The following is a 17,921-nucleotide window of genomic DNA, read 5'->3' on the forward strand; positions in this document are numbered from 1 at the left end:
CAAATTTTTATAAACGATTTATAAGACTGATTTTTAAAGAAGAAAGAGTAACATTTATTATTTCTACAAAGAACAATAAAAAAAATAATTTACATTTTTATTTCAAGGTATTGTTTTTGATTATTCCTTAACAATAACACATTTCGATGAAGACATTTACTAAAATATGTTTATATGAGAAATGTTTTATCAATATTATTCGGGTTATTCAGTATTGCAATATTTTCTCAGACATCTTTACAGGTTGTAGTAACTGATACTTCAGGCAATGAGAACTTTCATGTGAGTTGTACTCATGATCTTGATTCCAATGGCTGTTTATTACTCAATGTAAAATATCCTGAAATCAAGGCGACAACAGGATATGATGTTACTCAAGAAAACTACACTCTACCTGTCCCTATAAATCAAGGAACAGCCCTTAATGCAGATTATGATGATCTTTTTGCAACCAAGTTGGACCTTCCTTTCAAGTTTTGTTTTTTTAATCAGCCATTCGAATCTATTATCGTAGGGTCCAATGGTATGGTAACTTTTGATCTTAGTCAGCTTGGGAAGATCAACTACCCAAATGTCGATTGGACCAATCCAAATCCAAACCTTCCAAAAAATTCTATATTCGGGGTTTATCATGATATCGTTTTTTCTTCCGGAGACTCGTCTGAGATCTATTATTCGGTCATTGGAACAGCTCCCAACAGAAGATTTGTTATCAGTTTCTACAACGGTCGGGTTACCGGTTGTACAGACAGGTCATCGTCTCAGATCGTTTTGCATGAAACAACTAATATTATTGATGTTTTTGTTGAGAAAAAAGATATGCCGTGTCCCACAAGAAAATTTGAAAATGCAATGATTGGCGTTATGAATGGTGACGGAACCATCGGGGTTTCTCCATCAAACAGAAATACAGGTCTCTGGCAAGCTTATCAGGAAGCATGGAGATTTACCCCACAAGGTAATGCGATTGTTCCAGAAGTAACTTGGACGGACTCTTCCGGACAGAATGTAGGTTCCGGAATCCAAGCCACAGTTTGTCCAACACAGAATGAAACCTATACTGCGAATGTAAAATTCAACATTTGTGGCAGTGACTTTATAACCTTGAAGGATGATTTTACCATCACCTTTGATCCCACATATCCTGTAGCTAAAAATTATACCCAGAGCTATTGTGGAACCACTTCCCAAAATATTGATCTTGACGATTTCAAACCTAATATAACATCGCAGAATCCTACCAATTTCACTTTTACCTATCATGAAAGCAGAGCAGACGCTCAAAGTGGACAAAATGCAATACCTGCAAACTATACACTTACCGCAAACAAGATCTTTTATGTAAGAATTCAGAACCCTAGCATTCCTACCTGTTACAGAATTGCGGTCTTGACATTAAACTTCCTCTCGAAGAATCTGATAAAAGACACGGTAGAAATTTGTGACACCAACAATGATGGTATAGAAAAAAATTATAATCTCAGTTTGATCAATAAAGAACTATTTCCATCCGGAACAACTGATATTTCTTATTATCTTTCAGAGTCAGATGCAGAAAACAATATCAGTCCTGTAACCAATATTGATATTACAACTTCCACCATCGTCTGGCTGAAGGTCAGCACAACCGGTTGTACATATGTTTTAGGACCATTGAAATTTAAGTTTAAACCTGGGGTCAACTTGAATTCGCCAATTAATTTTTCTTTTAGTATGTGCGACATTAATGATGACAATACAGAACCCTTCAGTTTTGATGTGATCATTGGTCCTCTTGTTTCCAATGATCCGGGTGTCGTCTTTAAAGCTTACCAGACCTATGCTGCAGCATTTTCCGGAACAGGATCAACCTTAAAAACAATTAAAGATGGTCAATACAAGGTATACATCCGAGTCGAAATACCAAATGGCTGCTTTGCCATAGCGGAGGTAAATATGGATGTGACCTTCACAAAAGTTGAAGTTAAAAAGAAGGATGTCTATATCTGTTTCAATGGGACAGATGATATCAGCGTCGATCTTCTAACTTTGTCTTCAGATATGCTGATATCTCCTTCAAGCGTACCGATCATATCATACTATTCTAACATGCAGGATGCTTCTACATCCATCAATCCTATTCCTACAAATCAAATCATCACGGAAGATGGAAATTTTGTTACAAAAACTTTTTATGTAAGATTTGAGCAGTCTATTGATTGCTATACGGTAAGGCCTATCAATATCCGCCTGGTTCATCCTATTATTTTTAATTCCACCGTAATGGCATGTGATTTTGACAATGACAATACCGAGCTTGTACAGCTGGCACAATTTACACCCGCAATTATAGGAACTCAAACTGCCACTACACAATTCTACGATACATTGCAAGATGCGCAAAGCGGTTTACGCCGAATCACCAGTACAACAGTTAATGGCACAAAACAGATATTTGTAAAAATCACCTCTTACGGCTGTTCGGAGATCTATCCTCTTAATATAGGTCTAACCTCTACTCCAGTCGTTAATTCTGCCGTAAATATCAATATCAATAATATCTGTGACAATAATAACGACGGCACAGAAATATACAACCTGCAACTAGCACAGCCTCAGATTTACTCTGGATCAGACGTTACCTATACTTATTACAGATCTTACAATGCTGTGACCCATGTTTTTTCTGACATTATCAATAGCCCCGACCGTTTTCCTGTGCCGGGTAACGCTACAGTGTATGCCAGGGTAAAGTATAATAGCAACAACTGTTTTTCTGCCGCGCAGATCAATATCAAGATGTCTTTTTTACCTCCTGTAGTTGTGAAAAGTGCGGTTTTGAATAAATGCGACCTTGATTTTAACCTGAATGAAACATTCCAGCTGAATGACGCTATCCCGCAGTTATTCAACGCTTCAGAAAATGTACAACCTTTGTCTGATATGCAGGTCTCATATTATAGAACAGCTGCACAGGCCAACATTGGCAATCCTGCAAATCAGCTGGGCAATACCTTTACAACTAATATCTCAACCGTGGAAGTATGGGCCAGATTTGAGTCCAAAACATTGGGTTGCTATTCTACGGCGTCTATCAAACTAAACACCTATCTTCCACCGAAGGCCATCAATTCAACCATTAGAATCTGTGATGAAAATCTGGATGGAAATTACGAAGTCAACCTGATGAATTTCACCAGCCAGATGGTCGATATTTCCAATCCTATCAACACTTTCACATTCTATCCAACTTTAACCGATGCACAGAGAGAAACAAATGCTATTACTGACCCGCAAAATTATATCTCAACTCCTTTTCCAAGACAGGTCTGGGTGAAAGTGCAAAACATACCTGGCTGTAATGATATTGCGAGCATCGATCTGGTTCAAGCCAATAAAATCAATATCCAGAATACAGTTCCTTATCAACTGGTGGTCTGCAAGGATGGAGATTCGGGAATTGCCAATCTAAGCCAGGTCGAAAGTCAGATATATCCCGGAGCCGGAGCAAGCTTCTTATATTATCCTTCCCTGCCCGATCTTAATGCCGGAACCAATCCTATCACCAATCCGACGGATTATTCATTCAGTTCAATGACCGGATCCAATATCATTTATGTTAGAGTGGTTGCTCCGGGACTTTGTCCTGACAAGGCAGAGATTCATCTGTCGATAAAACCGGCACCAGAATTCGATATTCCTACACAGTATATATGTCCGGGCGACAAGCTGGATTACACCGTATCTGTTCCGGGTTTTACCATTAAAAGCTATGTCTGGACAAATCCTGCAGGTCAGGTCATCGGAAACAATACATCCAGCATTTCTGACATCGGAGAAATTGGCACTTATAAACTTACAGTAACAGCTGACAACGGATGTTCCTACACTGATACTTTTGAGCTCACATATTATGACGTCCCAGTCATAGAACGCCTGGAAGCCAATGGTAATACTTACACCATATTCACATCAGGTTCCAAACCTGTCTTATATTCGATGGATGGTGTTACTTGGCAGCCTGAAAATATTTATACTAATCTGCCAGTAGGAATCCAGACTTTTTACGTAAAGTATGAAGGCGAAGATTGTATCGTGAAACAGCAAGGTGTCATCCTCAACATCCCGAATGTCATCACGCCCAACGGCGATGGATACAATGATCAATGGATCGTCAGGAATCTTCATGTATTCGGTGGCAAACCTACTAATGTCAAAATATATGACCGTTTCCAGGTCTTGGTTTTTGAACAGAGCAGCAATACCGAGATTGTTTGGAACGGCAAGATTCGGGGTCGAGAAATTCCTACGACCTCATACTGGTACATCATCACATTACCAGATGGTCAGCAGTTTACGGGCTGGATTGTTCTGAAGAACCGTTTGAACTAATATTGTGCAGGTTTTTAATGAAAGCTTTTGTTAATGTTTTTCATTTTGGATATCTTTAAAAATTGAAATTGAAACTGCAATATGAGAAAGCTTTTTACAGAATATTTATTTGTTGTATTACTTTTTCCAGTTTTGTTATTAATTATTTTTTATTGTTTATCAACAAAAGGCGCAGTCGGAACTTACGACATTAACAGAACGATAAGCTTTCGAGGAATTGATATTAATGCTGTTCTTAGAAATCCAATTTATAATTCTTCTGCTTTCATTTTTACTTATCCAATATACATTTTGAGTTATTTTATTGTTTTTCTAATTCGAAGATATACAGAATTTATCTACTCTATCCTGTCTTTTAGCATCTTGACTATTAACTACATTTTGCTTTGTATTAATCCCGAAAATAGAATTCTAATTCCATTAACAATAATTGGTCTTATAATTTTCATTTTGAATATCTTTAAAACCACAAAAAATCCAACAACCAATAACAAACAACCATCAACTATAAAATGAGTTTCCAAGAACAGATACAACAGGGAATCCCTACCGAATTACCTCAGCCAAAACCATACGACCCAACCATCAATCACGCTCCGAAACGTAAAGAAATCTTAACGGATGAAGAGAAAAAACTTGCTCTGAAAAACGCCTTACGTTATTTTGAACCGAAATTCCATGCAGAATTATTACCGGAATTTAAGGAAGAGCTGGAAAAATATGGAAGAATCTATATGTATCGATTCCGTCCGGATTATGAGATGAAAGCGAGAGACATTGCAGAATATCCGGGAAAATCGGAGCAGGCAAAAGCGATTATGCTGATGATTCAGAACAATCTGGATTATGCAGTGGCGCAGCATCCGCACGAATTGATTACTTATGGTGGAAATGGAGCGGTTTTCTCCAACTGGGCGCAATATCTTCTGACAATGAAATATTTGTCGGAAATGACGGACGAACAAACTTTAACAATGTATTCCGGTCATCCGATGGGATTGTTTCCTTCGCACAAAGATGCACCGAGAGTAGTGGTAACCAACGGAATGATGATCCCGAATTATTCTAAACCGGATGATTGGGAGAAATTCAATGCTTTGGGTGTGACTCAGTACGGACAAATGACGGCTGGATCTTATATGTACATCGGTCCGCAGGGAATTGTTCACGGAACGACGATTACGGTTTTGAATGCGTTCAGAAAAATCAATAAAGAACCAAAAGGCGGATTGTTTGTAACATCAGGTTTAGGCGGAATGTCCGGAGCTCAGCCAAAAGCAGGAAATATTGCAGGTTGCGTAACCGTGATTGCAGAAGTGAACCCAAAGATTACCAAAATCCGTCACGATCAGAAGTGGGTCAATGAGATCCACGAAAATCTGGATGAATTGGTGGCAAGAGTTAGAACAGCTCAGGAAAATAAAGAGGCGGTTTCTCTGGCTTACCTTGGAAATATCGTTGATATCTGGGAGAAATTTGATGAAGAAAATTTAAGAATCGATATCGGATCAGACCAGACTTCGCTCCACAATCCCTGGGCTGGCGGTTATTATCCGGTCGGACAAACCTTCGAGGAATCCAATACGATGATGGCAGAAAACCCTGAATTATTCAGAGAAAAAGTTCAGGAAACCCTGAGAAGACACGCTTCAGCCATCAACAAACATACAGAAAAAGGAACTTACTTCTTTGATTATGGCAATGCTTTTTTACTGGAAGCATCAAGAGCCGGAGCCGATGTAATGTCAGATCATCCTACGTTGGGAAGAGAATTCAAATTCCCTTCTTACGTTCAGGATATTATGGGTCCGATGTGTTTCGATTATGGTTTCGGACCGTTCCGATGGGTTTGTACCAGCGGAAAACCGGAAGATTTACAGAAAACAGACGAGATTGCCTGCCAAGTTTTGGAGGAAATGATTAAAAATTCGCCAGCCGAAATTCAACAGCAAATGAAAGACAATATCCAGTGGATCAAAGGTGCTCAGGAAAATAATCTGGTCGTGGGTTCACAGGCGAGAATTTTATACGCCGATGCGGAAGGAAGAATGAAAATTGCAGAAGCCTTCAACAAAGCCATTGCCAACGGAGAAATCGGGGCAGTGGTTTTGGGTAGAGACCATCACGATGTTTCAGGGACAGATTCGCCGTACAGAGAGACTTCCAATATTTATGACGGTTCGAGATTTACGGCAGATATGGCGATCCACAATGTGATTGGTGACAGTTTCCGTGGGGCGACCTGGGTTTCTATTCACAATGGCGGCGGCGTTGGCTGGGGCGAAGTGATCAACGGTGGTTTCGGGATGTTGCTCGATGGAAGTGATGATGCCGACAGAAGACTAAAATCTATGCTGTTCTGGGACGTCAACAACGGAATTTCCCGACGAAGCTGGGCAAGAAATGAAGGTGCTGTTTTCGCCATCAAAAGAGCAATGGAAGCCGAACCAAATTTGAAAGTAACGCTGCCGAATTTTGTGGATGAAAATCTATTAAGATGAAAATTCCCCTCCTCTGGAGGGGTGGCGATTCGCTAAAGGCGAATTGACGGGGTGGTATATATGAGCTACCCTTTTTCATTTTAAGATTACTAACTAAAATTCTCAATAATAAAATCCTCAAGATCCTTCATTACCAAGGATAGATTCTGTTTCACATCAAAATCAGTAATCCGAAAAACTTTCAGCCCCAGACTTTCCAAAAACTTAGTCCTTCCCGAATCATACTCTTGTTTAAAGTCGTGACTTGATCCATCAATCTCAACCACAAGTCCCAAAGTTTTCACATAAAAATCAACAATATAATTACCGATAATTCTCTGTCTGTCAAAATCAATATTGTGGAATGTTCTGTTTCGAACCTGTTTCCAGAACAAGACTTCTGACAAAATCCCTAATTTTCTTTTTTCTCTTGTTAATCGCTTAAGATGAGGATTGTATGGAAGGTTTTCAACGAAATTGCGGTAGATGATGATGCCATCAATATTGGTGAGTATCTGCTTTTCGGACATTTGTGTTTATGTTTGAACTAAGTTACATTTTTTTCAGTGAACTTGTAGATACATACACCACCCCGTCATAAATTCTCCGAATTTCTGCCACCCCTCCAAAGGAGGGGAATTTCCATCGCTCCCGAATTTAAAAGCTAAGTTTCGAAATGTTGTAAGTAAAAAATTCCTCTCTTTCGGAGGGGTGGCAATACGCCTCTGGCGTATTGACGGGGTGGTGATGCAGAATGAATCACTTTTGAAAGGGCATTCTTCGTGCGTAACCAAATTAATAACAAACTTCTAATCACATTTTTTATCTTTGACTTCTGATAAATAAAATGGACACATTAGAAAATATTCTCCAAAAACAAAACGACGTAAAGGTTATTGACGCTTCTATCGACATCAAAGATTATGTGGCGATTGATCTTTCTGCTCCGCGTACAGATACTTTGGATCTTGATCTTACAGATGCAGAAGAATTTGAAGATTTTATTGAAGATTATCTTTCAAAAAACAAGGCTAAAGTAGCATTTGGTGGCTATCTGGAAAAACGAAACCTGTATAAAAGAAGCGAAAATTTTAATGCAGAAAATACGGAGGAAAGAAATATTCATCTCGGTCTGGATCTATGGATTAAATCAGGAACTTCAGTGTTGAGTGCTTTGGACGGTACCATTCACAGTTTTCAGAACAATACATTTCTCGGGGATTACGGGCCCACTATCATCATACAACATACTGTTGAGGATTTTACTTTTTATATACTTTACGGCCATCTAAGTCTGGAAAGTCTCGATGGAAAAACCGAAGGTCAGCCCGTAAAGAAAGGCGAAAAAATTGCGGAACTCGGGAAAGCGCCTGTCAATGGAGACTATGCGCCGCATCTGCATTTCCAGATCATCAAAGATTTGGAGAATAAAAAAGGTGATTATCCCGGTGTGAGCAGTCAAAAAGACCTGGTGCATTACCGAAACAATTGCCCTGACCCGAATATATTGCTGAAGATTACTGATTAGCAACCTATTATTTTTCAGAATTAAACTTTAAAACAATCCAATGCAAAACCTAGGAATCATCGGCTTTGGCTGGCTCGGAAGCCGCATCGCAGCAAGACTGTCTGACAGATACCACATCTTCACTACCACTACCACACCTGCCAAAGCAAAAGACCTCAACGCCAAAGGCTACCAAGCCACTTTGGTAAGTTTTCCGGACACTTTAGATGCGGAGATGAAACCGTGGGAAGTTGCCAAAGACTTGGACGCCATCGTCATCAGCGTTCCGTTTTCCGGACTTCGGGGCGCACAGATTCCGATGAATGATAAACGCCAGAACCTGCTCAGCTTCCTTGGCGATTACAAAGGTCAGCTCTTCTACACCAGCTCTACGGGAGTTTATCCGCAAACCGAAAAGGAGTTTACAGAAGATGACCTGCCGGATGAGGAGGTGGAAAGCGAAAACTTCATTCTGGAACAATTTCCCCAAACCAATATCCTGAGATTAGCTGGCCTGATGGGCGATCATAGACTGCTTAAGAACTACAACATCTCCAATCTCGATCAATTGGTAAACCATATCCATTACGCCGACATCTGTTCCGCTATCGAGAAAATGCTGGAGCAAAAATCCCGATCCAAAGTGTATAATATCGTGGCGCCCATCCATCCCAGCAAAGAAGAAGTCATCAATGCCCAAAAAGGACTTCCCTACTCCGGCGAACGCACCACCAAAGGCAGAACCATCTCACCCGCAAAACTGATTCAGGAATTGGATTTTGAGTTTCAGTATCCTGATCCGAGGTATTTTCATTTGTGAGAAGCGAGTTGGTTTAAGCGCTTTTCAGGATGGATATGTTTTCAGTAAGAGACAAAGACGCCACCTCCAAATCTGGTACAAAAGAGGAAAATTGGATTTTGATTGTTTGTTTGAAAAAGAAGTGGATTAAAAGATTTACAGTTTGAATCTATTTGAGAAAGTTAATTACAAAATAAATTTAACTTGTAACTTTACAAAAGCTTCTTTTCGAGTTCTTCAGCAATTTCTTCGATATTTGTGAATTTATCACTATACAATATAAAATCTAAATCTCTAATTTCTTTATTTTCATTTCTATTTTCAATAAAAGTTTTTAGACACAAATCAGATAAATTCTTATGCAGGATTACCTCATCAGACTTCCATTCCTTAAAAGTTTTATTTTGGAAAAATTTCTTAGAAAACGCAATTTTAAATGCTTTTAAGAATGGGTTTTTCTGCTTAGAATTATAAATATCATTAAATGTATAGCAAAATTGGGGTTTTTGCTTAAAGTCTTTATACTTATTATCAAAATATTCTTTTAAAATATCTGGAATGCGGTTTTGAAATATGAAACTAAGTTTAATTATACTAGAGATATTTGGGTGCTTTGGATTTTCAATTAGTTGTGTGAATATCTCAGCTATCTTTAATGCAGGGAGTTTAGTGAGCCAAAAAATAAATGGAGAATATGTATCGATAGCTCCATATTTTGCTAACATTTCAAAATCAGAGATAGTGTAATTAACATAATCCCTCTCCGAATATATTCTATAATAAACTGATGTTCCTAATAAAAATTTATTTGAGTTTTTTCCTAGAATTCTATTAGCATCTAAGATATTATTGATTTCTTCAAAAATATTATCTTGTAATTCCTCGTGGACTAACAGAGCGTTAGCGGTACTTTTATCGTTTGTTAGGAAAAGTGGTTGACCGTCAGAACCTATTTTTATTTTATTAATTGGTTTTGTATTAATAGTGAGTGTAGCTTTTGAACTATTATCAATACCTGCAATAAGGTCAGCATTTTTTATTCTACTAACATTAGTTAAATTCATTTTAAATTCAACAAATATTGCCTCATCAATATCTTGATTATGCAAGTTCTCGGTCGCAACAATAATCGTTTTTAGAAAATCCTTAACTTCTTTTGAGGTATTTTTATTAACTGATGTGTTTGAAATATAATCAATGGGAGAAATTGGTCTCTTGAATCCAATTGGTAATAAAATTAAATCCGAGGTTTCAGTTAAATCTATCCCAAAATTATCATTAATAAATTTGCTGTAAAAAATAATACTTTTACTTACTAACGAGAATAAAATTGGGTTAATTTCATCCAAATAAAAATGAGCTACTTGGTTTCTATAATTATACAAAACATCTAAGTTTTCTTTGATTGGATTGAAATCTTTACCAAGCTTCAGTCCCGTTATATTTAGGCAATTTTCAAATGGTTTAGTTCTCCCATCTTTTTCAAAAATCCTTACGTCTTTCTTATGATTTTTATATAGATAACTTTTTAAAGCTAGTTCCCAAGAATTTAAAAGCAAAATAACTACCGTTTCATATCTATATTTAATTTCAGGTTTGTTATGTAGCTCAATAGTCGAAATCATTGCCGACACAGAATTATTTAACAAACTTTTTGCTATTGGCGATTTTCTTTTTCTCATCTCAGATTATAGTATTAGTTCTAATGAAATTTATCAAATCTACAAAACCTCAACCACTTACAATTACGGATTCCCGTAAACCAACAAAATAAATTCAAAAAAATCACTCTGCCAAACTGTCAAAAACCACTCAAAATCCAAAGCTGACAAAAACACACTTAGCTCACGGAAACCTCACGGCGACCTCACGGAAATGGCCTCTCAAAAATCATCTGCCAAACTGTCAAAATATATTGGTATGAACAAAGCATCTTAAAAATATTTTAACATCCCAATTACACCCTTTGGAATCATTCTTGAACCGCTTCCATAAAATATTCAATATGGAAACCAATACAATCAAAACCATCGCAAAATACGGATTGGGCGCAATGCTCATTACAGCAGGAATCGGACACTTGACCTTTGCAAGAAAAGAATTCCAGGCCCAGGTCCCGGAATGGGTGCCATTGGAAAAAGACGATACCGTAGTGTACTCCGGCATCGTGGAAATCGCAATGGGAGCGGCCATTATCGCTGCTCCCAAGAAGTACGAATCATTGGTAGGCAAAGTAGCCGCCGGCTTATTCACAGCCGTTTTTCCGGGAAATTATACGCAGTACAACGAGCGGAGAAACGCCTTCGGACTGGACACGGACAACAAGAGATTTGCAAGACTCTTTATGCAACCTTTGCTGTTATTTTGGGCAATTAAATCAACGGATAAGGGTTAGATATTTTCGATAAACTCATAATCCACATCTTCCGCCTCATAATTCACGGCAACACGCAACGCCCGAAGACCGTTGATTCCCTGCAAATCTTCAACTTCCAGTTCTTCTATGGTTGAAAGTATATGTTGGTCCTGCAGGATTTTGATGAGTTTCAGATATTCTTCACGTTCCTTGTCCTGAGAATAGATAATGCTGATTTTTCCGGCTTGCGTAATGCGTTCGTCAGAATTCTTAACCAGAGATTTGTCGATACGTTTTTTGATCATTTCGTAGCGGGCATTGTAGCTGCCATCGACATCGAAACGCTTCTCATCCATCCTGAACCTGATGCTGATGGGCGTGCTGTAAACCAAAATCAAAGACGACACATCCAAAGTATAATCCAGGGTTTGTTTGTATTTATTATAAAGCAATTCACTTTCGCAGATCACGCGCAGTTGCCACAATCTTAAGTTCCTGAGGAAAATCGGATCATAAGTCAGATCGGGCTCGATGGATGAACCGATGTACATATTATGCTCTACGCCGTCCGTTTTGAAACGCTCATAATAGAACGGAAATCTCTGCTGTTGCTCTTCCTGACGCTTGTCCAGGATGTCTGCCAGAGTACTGTTGACGGAAGACAGACTGTCATCGAATTTCTTTCTGAACTCATAAATCAGGTCGGTTTTAGAATCCAGCTGTTTTTGATAATCTGTAATGATCTGATTATAATCGACATTCTGAAGCTTTTTCGACTCCAGCAAAGGATGAACTTCCTGATGAATAAAATGCTGAACCTGGCTTTCCGTATCAGCTTTTAAATCTCTCATCAACAATTCCTGAAAATGAATCAGTTTCAGATTGACGGATTCCAGATCATTGTCATAATTCATATTCTTGAAAACATCAGAAATCAGCGTCAGATTGAGTTCCAAATCTTTTTTAATCGCAAGATTTCTCGAAACCGAAGAATTCCTGATATCCGTTTGACCAAAAAGTGGTGTCAGATTTTCGAAAGTTATGCGTCGATAAGGCAAGTCAAATTCTTCTCTGTAAAACCCAATATGGCGTTCGGCCTCCTGCCGGAATTTCCAGTAAACACTCGGATGTATGGATGTATATTCCCGCTGAATAATTGCCTGGATTCTCGTCTCGATACCATCATAAAGCCTGTCCATCGTATCTTCCAGATAGGGCATCACGATTTCCATTTTTTGAGCATTGATGCTGTTCAGCATTTTTTTTCTGGAAATCAATTCGATGATCCCTAGAATTTTTTTGTCCTTCATGATTGGTGCAAAGATCGCACTTTTGATTCCGGCTTCGTAAAAATGCTTCGCCATCTGGCTATCCGGGAATTCTTTGTAAGTCTGCTCTATATCAGAAATGCTGAAGAATTTTTTGGATTCTACCAATGAATTGAAATTCTTCTCACAAAGCAATTCATTTTTACAATCCTGCGAATTCCCCAGGAGAATAAAACTTTCTATAACTCCATTTATAGGACTTCGGACAAATTTATTTTCATCATGATCTATGGAGGTAAAGCCCACTTCCAGATCAGGAACCTGAAAAATCGAACGGAAAATTTTGTTCAACTCCGGCTTCAGATTTTCGTCATCTTCCAGATTGATCAACTTGGTTTTGAGATTGGAAACGGCTATTTCTGTTGTTGCATCAAAGAAATTTACCACTGCAAAGCCTTTCAGTTCCCAGCTTTTTGGCGGAAATTTTTCTTTCCACAATGCATAGTCTTCAAAATTATCAAGCAATTCAGAAATCTCTTGCTCCGTTAATCTTTTGACATCCTTCAGGGGATAGACATCCATAAAATCAGCATTGGTCAGAAATCTGTAATGCTTCATAACACCATCTTCATTGGGGATATCAAATATAAATGGCATGGAAAAGTTTAGCGGAATATTATAAAATTCATTCAGGATAATGCAGCAGCTCATCACATAAAAACGATGCGGATCCATATCTTTGATAATCATATCGAAATTGCTGCCCGCTTTTTTGATTATCGATTCGAAACGTTTGGTGGGATTGAAAAAAAAATTGTAAAAAGGAAAACTGATTGCTTTGATCTCATTTTCTGTCAGCATGGGCGGAAAAAGGTCGCGTAACAGTTCCTTCATCAAGGTTTCATTTTTATCAAAAAAGTCAAGACTAGCAATGCCATTCAGAAGTTCGGGAAATTCTTTGGTTTTGTTCAAAATCCTTTGATGCGACAGGGCATATTCCGGGTTGTCAGAAGCTTCTGCTTCCATTTTCTGGATAAGTTTTTCAAAGGAAAAATTCAGTATAAATGGGCTATCGTAAAAGGCTTGGAACTTCATCGGGTAAAAATCAATGCAAATGTAATAATTATGAATCTATTAATAAAGTCGATTTATAATTTGTAATACTTTAATTCTGCTTCATAAGATCAAGAATTATAATTGTAATCCGTTATCAATGTAAAACTTAGGTTCAAAATTAATTTTTTAAATTAAAAAAATCAATATTATTAGATATATCTATCGTTCTGTTATCAGATTTTTAAATTGTCACATTAAACGTATCTTTGCAAAAATTTTCTGAATACCTTGAAAGATATCCGCACACTTTCCCTCGACCAGCTCAAAGATTACTTCAGCTCAATTGGCGACAAGACTTTCCGGGCCAAGCAAGTCTATGACTGGCTATGGAGCAAGAATCTGCATTCTTTTGATGAGATGACGAATCTTTCCAAGGAGCTTCGGGAAAATCTGAACCGCGATTTTTTCATTAATCCAATTTCGGTTGATTTGTTACAAAAATCGACGGACGGAACAATTAAAAATGGGGTTAAACTGCATGACGGACTGATGGTAGAATCAGTGTTGATTCCTACTGAAAGCCGTTCTACAGCCTGTGTCTCTTCTCAGGTCGGATGTTCTTTGAACTGCGAATTCTGCGCAACAGCCAGACTGAAAAGAATGCGGAATCTGGAAGTTGCAGAAATCGTAGACCAAGTTGCATTGATTGACCGACAAAGCAAAGAATATTTCGACAGACCGCTCACAAACATCGTGTTTATGGGGATGGGCGAACCGATGATGAATTACAAAAACGTTGTCGAAGCCATTCATAAAATCACAAAACCGGAAGGCCTGGGAATGTCACCAAGAAGAATTACGGTTTCAACATCCGGAATTCCGAAAATGATAAAAATGCTAGCAGAAGAAGAAATCAAGGTAAAATTGGCACTTTCGCTACACTCGGCAATCGAGCATAAACGAAACGAAATAATGCCTTTTTCTGAGAAATTTCCTTTGACAGACATTATGGATTCACTACAGTATTGGTATCAGAAAACCGGGTCTCCGGTCACGTTTGAATATTGTGTCTGGAAAGGCATCAACGATGGGGATGAAGATATCAAAGCTTTATTAAAATACTGCCGACAGGTTCCGAGCAAAGTGAATTTGATCCAGTACAATCCGATTGGTGAAGGGAAATTCGACCACAGAAGTATTGAAGCTGAGCAAAAATACATCCGTGAACTCGAAAAAGCCGGAATCACAATTGTCGTAAGAAAAAGCCGTGGCAGCGACATCGATGCTGCCTGTGGTCAATTAGCAAACAAATCAACATAAGTAAAAAATGTTCAGTCATAAAGGAAAGACCAGAACAGATAAGCATAACCTGGGAATTGCCTCCTTATTATCGTTTGTAGCAGGTTTGGTCAATGTGGTTGGTTTTATGTCGGTTGCGAAGCTTACTACTAATGTTACCGGGCATTTTGCCTATTTTATAGATGAGGCTTTTTTGCTCAGATTTTCACAGGCTTTTCACACTGCTTTATATATTTTCTTTTTCTTTTTAGGCGCATTTTTTTCCAATTTTGTGGTGGAGATCTATTTAAGAATCAGGGAAAATCTTGTTTATATTATTCCCACTGTTACAGAAGCTGTAATACTTTCTCTAATAGCCATTTTTGGAAATACTTTGATGGAACTTCATCCCAATATTATCGCATTGTGTCTTCTCTTTGCAATGGGAATGCAGAATTCTCTGGTAACAAGTATTTCTCATTCTGTTGTCAGGACAACTCATCTTACAGGGCTTTTTACAGATATGGGAATTGAGATTTCGCAGCTCTTTTTTTATAAAGACAAAGATCACAAAAGCAGACTGATTCAATCTATCAAGCTTCGGCTAACCATTATACTGATGTTTTTCCTAGGCGGAATTGTAGGTGGATTTTTATATAAATATTTAGGAATCCGGACCCTGCTTTTAGGAAGTTTCATTCTTATTATCGGGCTCGCTTATGATTTTATAAAAATCAGAATTCTTCTTTCTAAAAGAAAGCATTTCTGAGAGTTTATAATTTAGTTAATATCTTTACATAAAAAATATAAAAATGGAATTCATTTTTGGTGAAAATGCACTGGAAAGTGTTTACGTCTGGGCGATTCCGCTTCATGCCACAGTGATCCTTGCAGAGATGATATACAGCCACATCATGGAGGCCAAATTATACAGCAGGAAAGACCTGGCGACGAACATTTATCTTGCATTAATGAACTTCGGATTAGATCTGGTAATGAAGGTTTTTGCAATGGCCGTTATGTTTTTCTTTTACCAATTCCGAATTTTTGATTTCAATATTTCCACCTGGTATTATTGGGTTTTATGTTTTCTGGCAACGGATTTAGCTTATTATTTTCATCACTTGGCAGACCATCGTTCCAGAATTTTTTGGGCGGTTCATATCACGCATCATAATTCGGAATATTTTAATTTGACAACAGGATTCAGAAGTCCGGTTTTCCAACCGCTTTACCGTTATCTTTTCTTCTCGCCATTGGCTTTTTTAGGGTTCAATCCCTGGACAATAATGGTTTGTTACGCTGTTGGTCAGGTTTACGGAACCTGGGTTCATACACAGACTATTAAAAAAATGGGCTTTCTGGAATATATTTTCGTGACACCTTCTCATCACCGGGTTCATCACGGTTGCAATATCAAATATCTGGACAGGAATATGGGAATGGTTTTTATTTTTTGGGATAAGTTATTCGGGACTTTTGAACCGGAAGACCCGAATGTTCCTGTAAAATTCGGGATTTATCCGAAGATGCCGGATGATGGACCAATGACAACCCTACTCTATGAATGGCGAAAAATATTTAAAGACCTGAAACAGCCTAATCTGACTATCAGTGATCGATTCAATTATCTTTTTAATTCTCCCGGCTGGCGACACGATGGTACAGGAAAAACCGTTAAACAATATCAGAAGGAATATTGGGCGAAGAAAAAGAAATCCGAAAATCAGTCTTAATTTTTTAATTAATATTTCAAGTCATTCGATTTAAATTTATCAAATGAAAAAATTATTTGTCATTCAGTTTTTATTGATCTCATTTTTGGGATTCTCACAGAAAACTGAAAAACTGAATCTCAAAAAATACAGAATTGCTGTTCTAAGCGATTCTTTGGAAGAATCTTCTGGTTTAACCAATATTAACGGAAGGTTATTTTCATTCAATGACAGCGGCAATACGAGCGAAATTTTCGAAATAAAACCAGGCAGCTCGCAGATCGAAAAGACTTTTCAAACCGGTCTTAAGAACATAGACTGGGAAGCGATGACCAATGATGGAGAAAATTTCTACATAGGAGAATTCGGGAATAATCTGGGAACGAGGAAAGATCTGAAGGTTTATCGGATTCCCTTCAGAAATGATTCTTTGATGACAGATTCTATTAAGACCATTCAGTTTTTTTATCCTGAACAAATAGATTTTACTCCGAAAAACATCAGTAATAATTTCGATACAGAAGCGATGATTTTTCTTGATGGAAATATTCATCTTTTCACAAAGGAATGGATTACGAATACAGTTTCTCATTATGTCATCGATAAAGATCTGACAGAAAACCAGCCTGCTCAGAAGCTGGAATCTTTTGAAACTGGATTTGTGGTTACAGATGCTTCTTTTTTGGACGATAAATTATACATTGTTGGTTATACCAAAAAAGCTTCGGTTTATATGATGATTTTTGAGAAAGATGGTTCTGGAGATCTGTTTTTCAATAAGCCATTGAAAAAGTTTTCTTTGGGAAGGGCTTTCAACATTGGTCAGATCGAAGGAATCACGGCAACGGAAAAAGGCATTTATATTTCAGGAGAACGCTTTAGTATCAAAGTTAAAAAAGTACCTCAAAGTCTTTATTTTATTCCTTATAAAGATTTAGAATAATTATATTTGTAGAATAGTTTTTTTTGGTCAATAGACAGACAACCCCAGAACATAGCCCCGATTGCAGTGGAAATCCTTTTTTTGCAAAAAAAGATTGCAGCGGAAAGCGGGTTGGAAAAGTGAAAAAAAAATGAATCGTCGTGCTCCA

The 17,921-nt window shown here is 37.8% G+C and carries 12 protein-coding genes; 9 read left to right on the forward strand and 3 right to left on the reverse strand.

Features of this window, described 5'->3' with window-relative positions; all coding sequences use genetic code 11:
- The first annotated feature begins 174 nt into the window (after positions 1-174).
- On the forward strand, positions 175-4,371 hold the full coding sequence (locus BUA97_RS03365; RefSeq protein ID WP_072996436.1) for a T9SS type B sorting domain-containing protein: 4,197 nt from the start codon (positions 175-177) through the stop codon (positions 4,369-4,371).
- A gap of 512 nt (positions 4,372-4,883) precedes the next feature.
- Positions 4,884-6,872, forward strand: a complete 1,989-nt coding sequence (locus BUA97_RS03375) for a urocanate hydratase (RefSeq protein ID WP_072996438.1) — start codon at positions 4,884-4,886, stop codon at positions 6,870-6,872.
- 89 nt (positions 6,873-6,961) lie between these two features.
- Here the strand turns inward: BUA97_RS03375 and BUA97_RS03380 are convergent, their stop codons facing one another.
- Positions 6,962-7,381, reverse strand: a complete 420-nt coding sequence (locus BUA97_RS03380; protein ID WP_084081241.1) for an endonuclease domain-containing protein — start codon at positions 7,379-7,381, stop codon at positions 6,962-6,964.
- 317 nt (positions 7,382-7,698) lie between these two features.
- Here BUA97_RS03380 and BUA97_RS03385 point away from each other — a divergent pair, with 317 nt between their 5' ends.
- Both BUA97_RS03385 and BUA97_RS03390 read left to right on the forward strand, forming a co-directional pair.
- A complete protein-coding gene (locus tag BUA97_RS03385; protein WP_072996439.1) occupies positions 7,699-8,379 on the forward strand; it encodes a peptidoglycan DD-metalloendopeptidase family protein in 681 nt (226 codons plus the stop codon).
- A 40-nt stretch (positions 8,380-8,419) separates the two neighbouring features.
- Positions 8,420-9,178, forward strand: coding sequence for a Rossmann-fold NAD(P)-binding domain-containing protein (locus BUA97_RS03390; protein WP_072996440.1), 759 nt, complete (start codon positions 8,420-8,422; stop codon positions 9,176-9,178).
- 191 nt (positions 9,179-9,369) lie between these two features.
- Here BUA97_RS03390 and BUA97_RS03395 read toward each other — a convergent pair whose 3' ends face one another.
- Positions 9,370-10,839 carry a DUF3644 domain-containing protein gene (locus tag BUA97_RS03395; RefSeq protein WP_072996441.1) on the reverse strand — a complete coding sequence of 490 codons (1,470 nt, stop codon included), beginning with the start codon at positions 10,837-10,839 and terminating at the stop codon, positions 9,370-9,372.
- Positions 10,840-11,162: 323 nt separating this feature from the next.
- Between BUA97_RS03395 and BUA97_RS03400 the strand changes: the two genes are divergently transcribed.
- On the forward strand, positions 11,163-11,552 hold the full coding sequence (locus BUA97_RS03400) for a DoxX family protein (RefSeq protein ID WP_072996442.1): 390 nt from the start codon (positions 11,163-11,165) through the stop codon (positions 11,550-11,552).
- Here the strand turns inward: BUA97_RS03400 and BUA97_RS03405 are convergent.
- Positions 11,549-13,807 (reverse strand): GAF domain-containing protein, encoded by a 2,259-nt coding sequence (locus BUA97_RS03405; RefSeq protein ID WP_139258213.1) that lies wholly within the window; start codon positions 13,805-13,807, stop codon positions 11,549-11,551. The two genes, BUA97_RS03400 and BUA97_RS03405, sit on opposite strands and share 4 nt — an antisense overlap.
- Before the next feature lie 318 nt (positions 13,808-14,125).
- Between BUA97_RS03405 and rlmN the strand changes: the two genes are divergently transcribed.
- From rlmN to BUA97_RS03425, 4 genes are read left to right on the forward strand one after another with little or no spacing between them, the layout of a single operon-like run.
- On the forward strand, positions 14,126-15,157 hold the full coding sequence (rlmN, locus tag BUA97_RS03410) for a 23S rRNA (adenine(2503)-C(2))-methyltransferase RlmN (RefSeq protein ID WP_072996444.1): 1,032 nt from the start codon (positions 14,126-14,128) through the stop codon (positions 15,155-15,157).
- Positions 15,158-15,164: 7 nt separating this feature from the next.
- Positions 15,165-15,884, forward strand: a complete 720-nt coding sequence (locus tag BUA97_RS03415) for a YoaK family protein (protein ID WP_072996445.1) — start codon at positions 15,165-15,167, stop codon at positions 15,882-15,884.
- A gap of 43 nt (positions 15,885-15,927) precedes the next feature.
- Positions 15,928-16,851 (forward strand): sterol desaturase family protein, encoded by a 924-nt coding sequence (locus BUA97_RS03420; RefSeq protein WP_072996446.1) that lies wholly within the window; start codon positions 15,928-15,930, stop codon positions 16,849-16,851.
- A 43-nt stretch (positions 16,852-16,894) separates the two neighbouring features.
- Positions 16,895-17,773 (forward strand): hypothetical protein, encoded by an 879-nt coding sequence (locus BUA97_RS03425; protein WP_072996447.1) that lies wholly within the window; start codon positions 16,895-16,897, stop codon positions 17,771-17,773.
- Positions 17,774-17,921 lie beyond the last annotated feature (148 nt).

This window comes from Epilithonimonas mollis, assembly GCF_900142325.1.
GTDB lineage: Bacteria > Bacteroidota > Bacteroidia > Flavobacteriales > Weeksellaceae > Epilithonimonas > Epilithonimonas mollis.

Coding starts and splice junctions, on each gene's coding strand:
- BUA97_RS03365 (WP_072996436.1), top strand. CDS start 175: ATGAGAAATGTTTTATCAATATTATTCGGGTTATTCAGTATTGCAATA.
- BUA97_RS03375 (WP_072996438.1), top strand. CDS start 4,884: ATGAGTTTCCAAGAACAGATACAACAGGGAATCCCTACCGAATTACCT.
- BUA97_RS03380 (WP_084081241.1), bottom strand. CDS start 7,381: ATGTCCGAAAAGCAGATACTCACCAATATTGATGGCATCATCATCTAC.
- BUA97_RS03385 (WP_072996439.1), top strand. CDS start 7,699: ATGGACACATTAGAAAATATTCTCCAAAAACAAAACGACGTAAAGGTT.
- BUA97_RS03390 (WP_072996440.1), top strand. CDS start 8,420: ATGCAAAACCTAGGAATCATCGGCTTTGGCTGGCTCGGAAGCCGCATC.
- BUA97_RS03395 (WP_072996441.1), bottom strand. CDS start 10,839: ATGAGAAAAAGAAAATCGCCAATAGCAAAAAGTTTGTTAAATAATTCT.
- BUA97_RS03400 (WP_072996442.1), top strand. CDS start 11,163: ATGGAAACCAATACAATCAAAACCATCGCAAAATACGGATTGGGCGCA.
- BUA97_RS03405 (WP_139258213.1), bottom strand. CDS start 13,807: ATGGAAGCAGAAGCTTCTGACAACCCGGAATATGCCCTGTCGCATCAA.
- BUA97_RS03415 (WP_072996445.1), top strand. CDS start 15,165: ATGTTCAGTCATAAAGGAAAGACCAGAACAGATAAGCATAACCTGGGA.
- BUA97_RS03420 (WP_072996446.1), top strand. CDS start 15,928: ATGGAATTCATTTTTGGTGAAAATGCACTGGAAAGTGTTTACGTCTGG.
- BUA97_RS03425 (WP_072996447.1), top strand. CDS start 16,895: ATGAAAAAATTATTTGTCATTCAGTTTTTATTGATCTCATTTTTGGGA.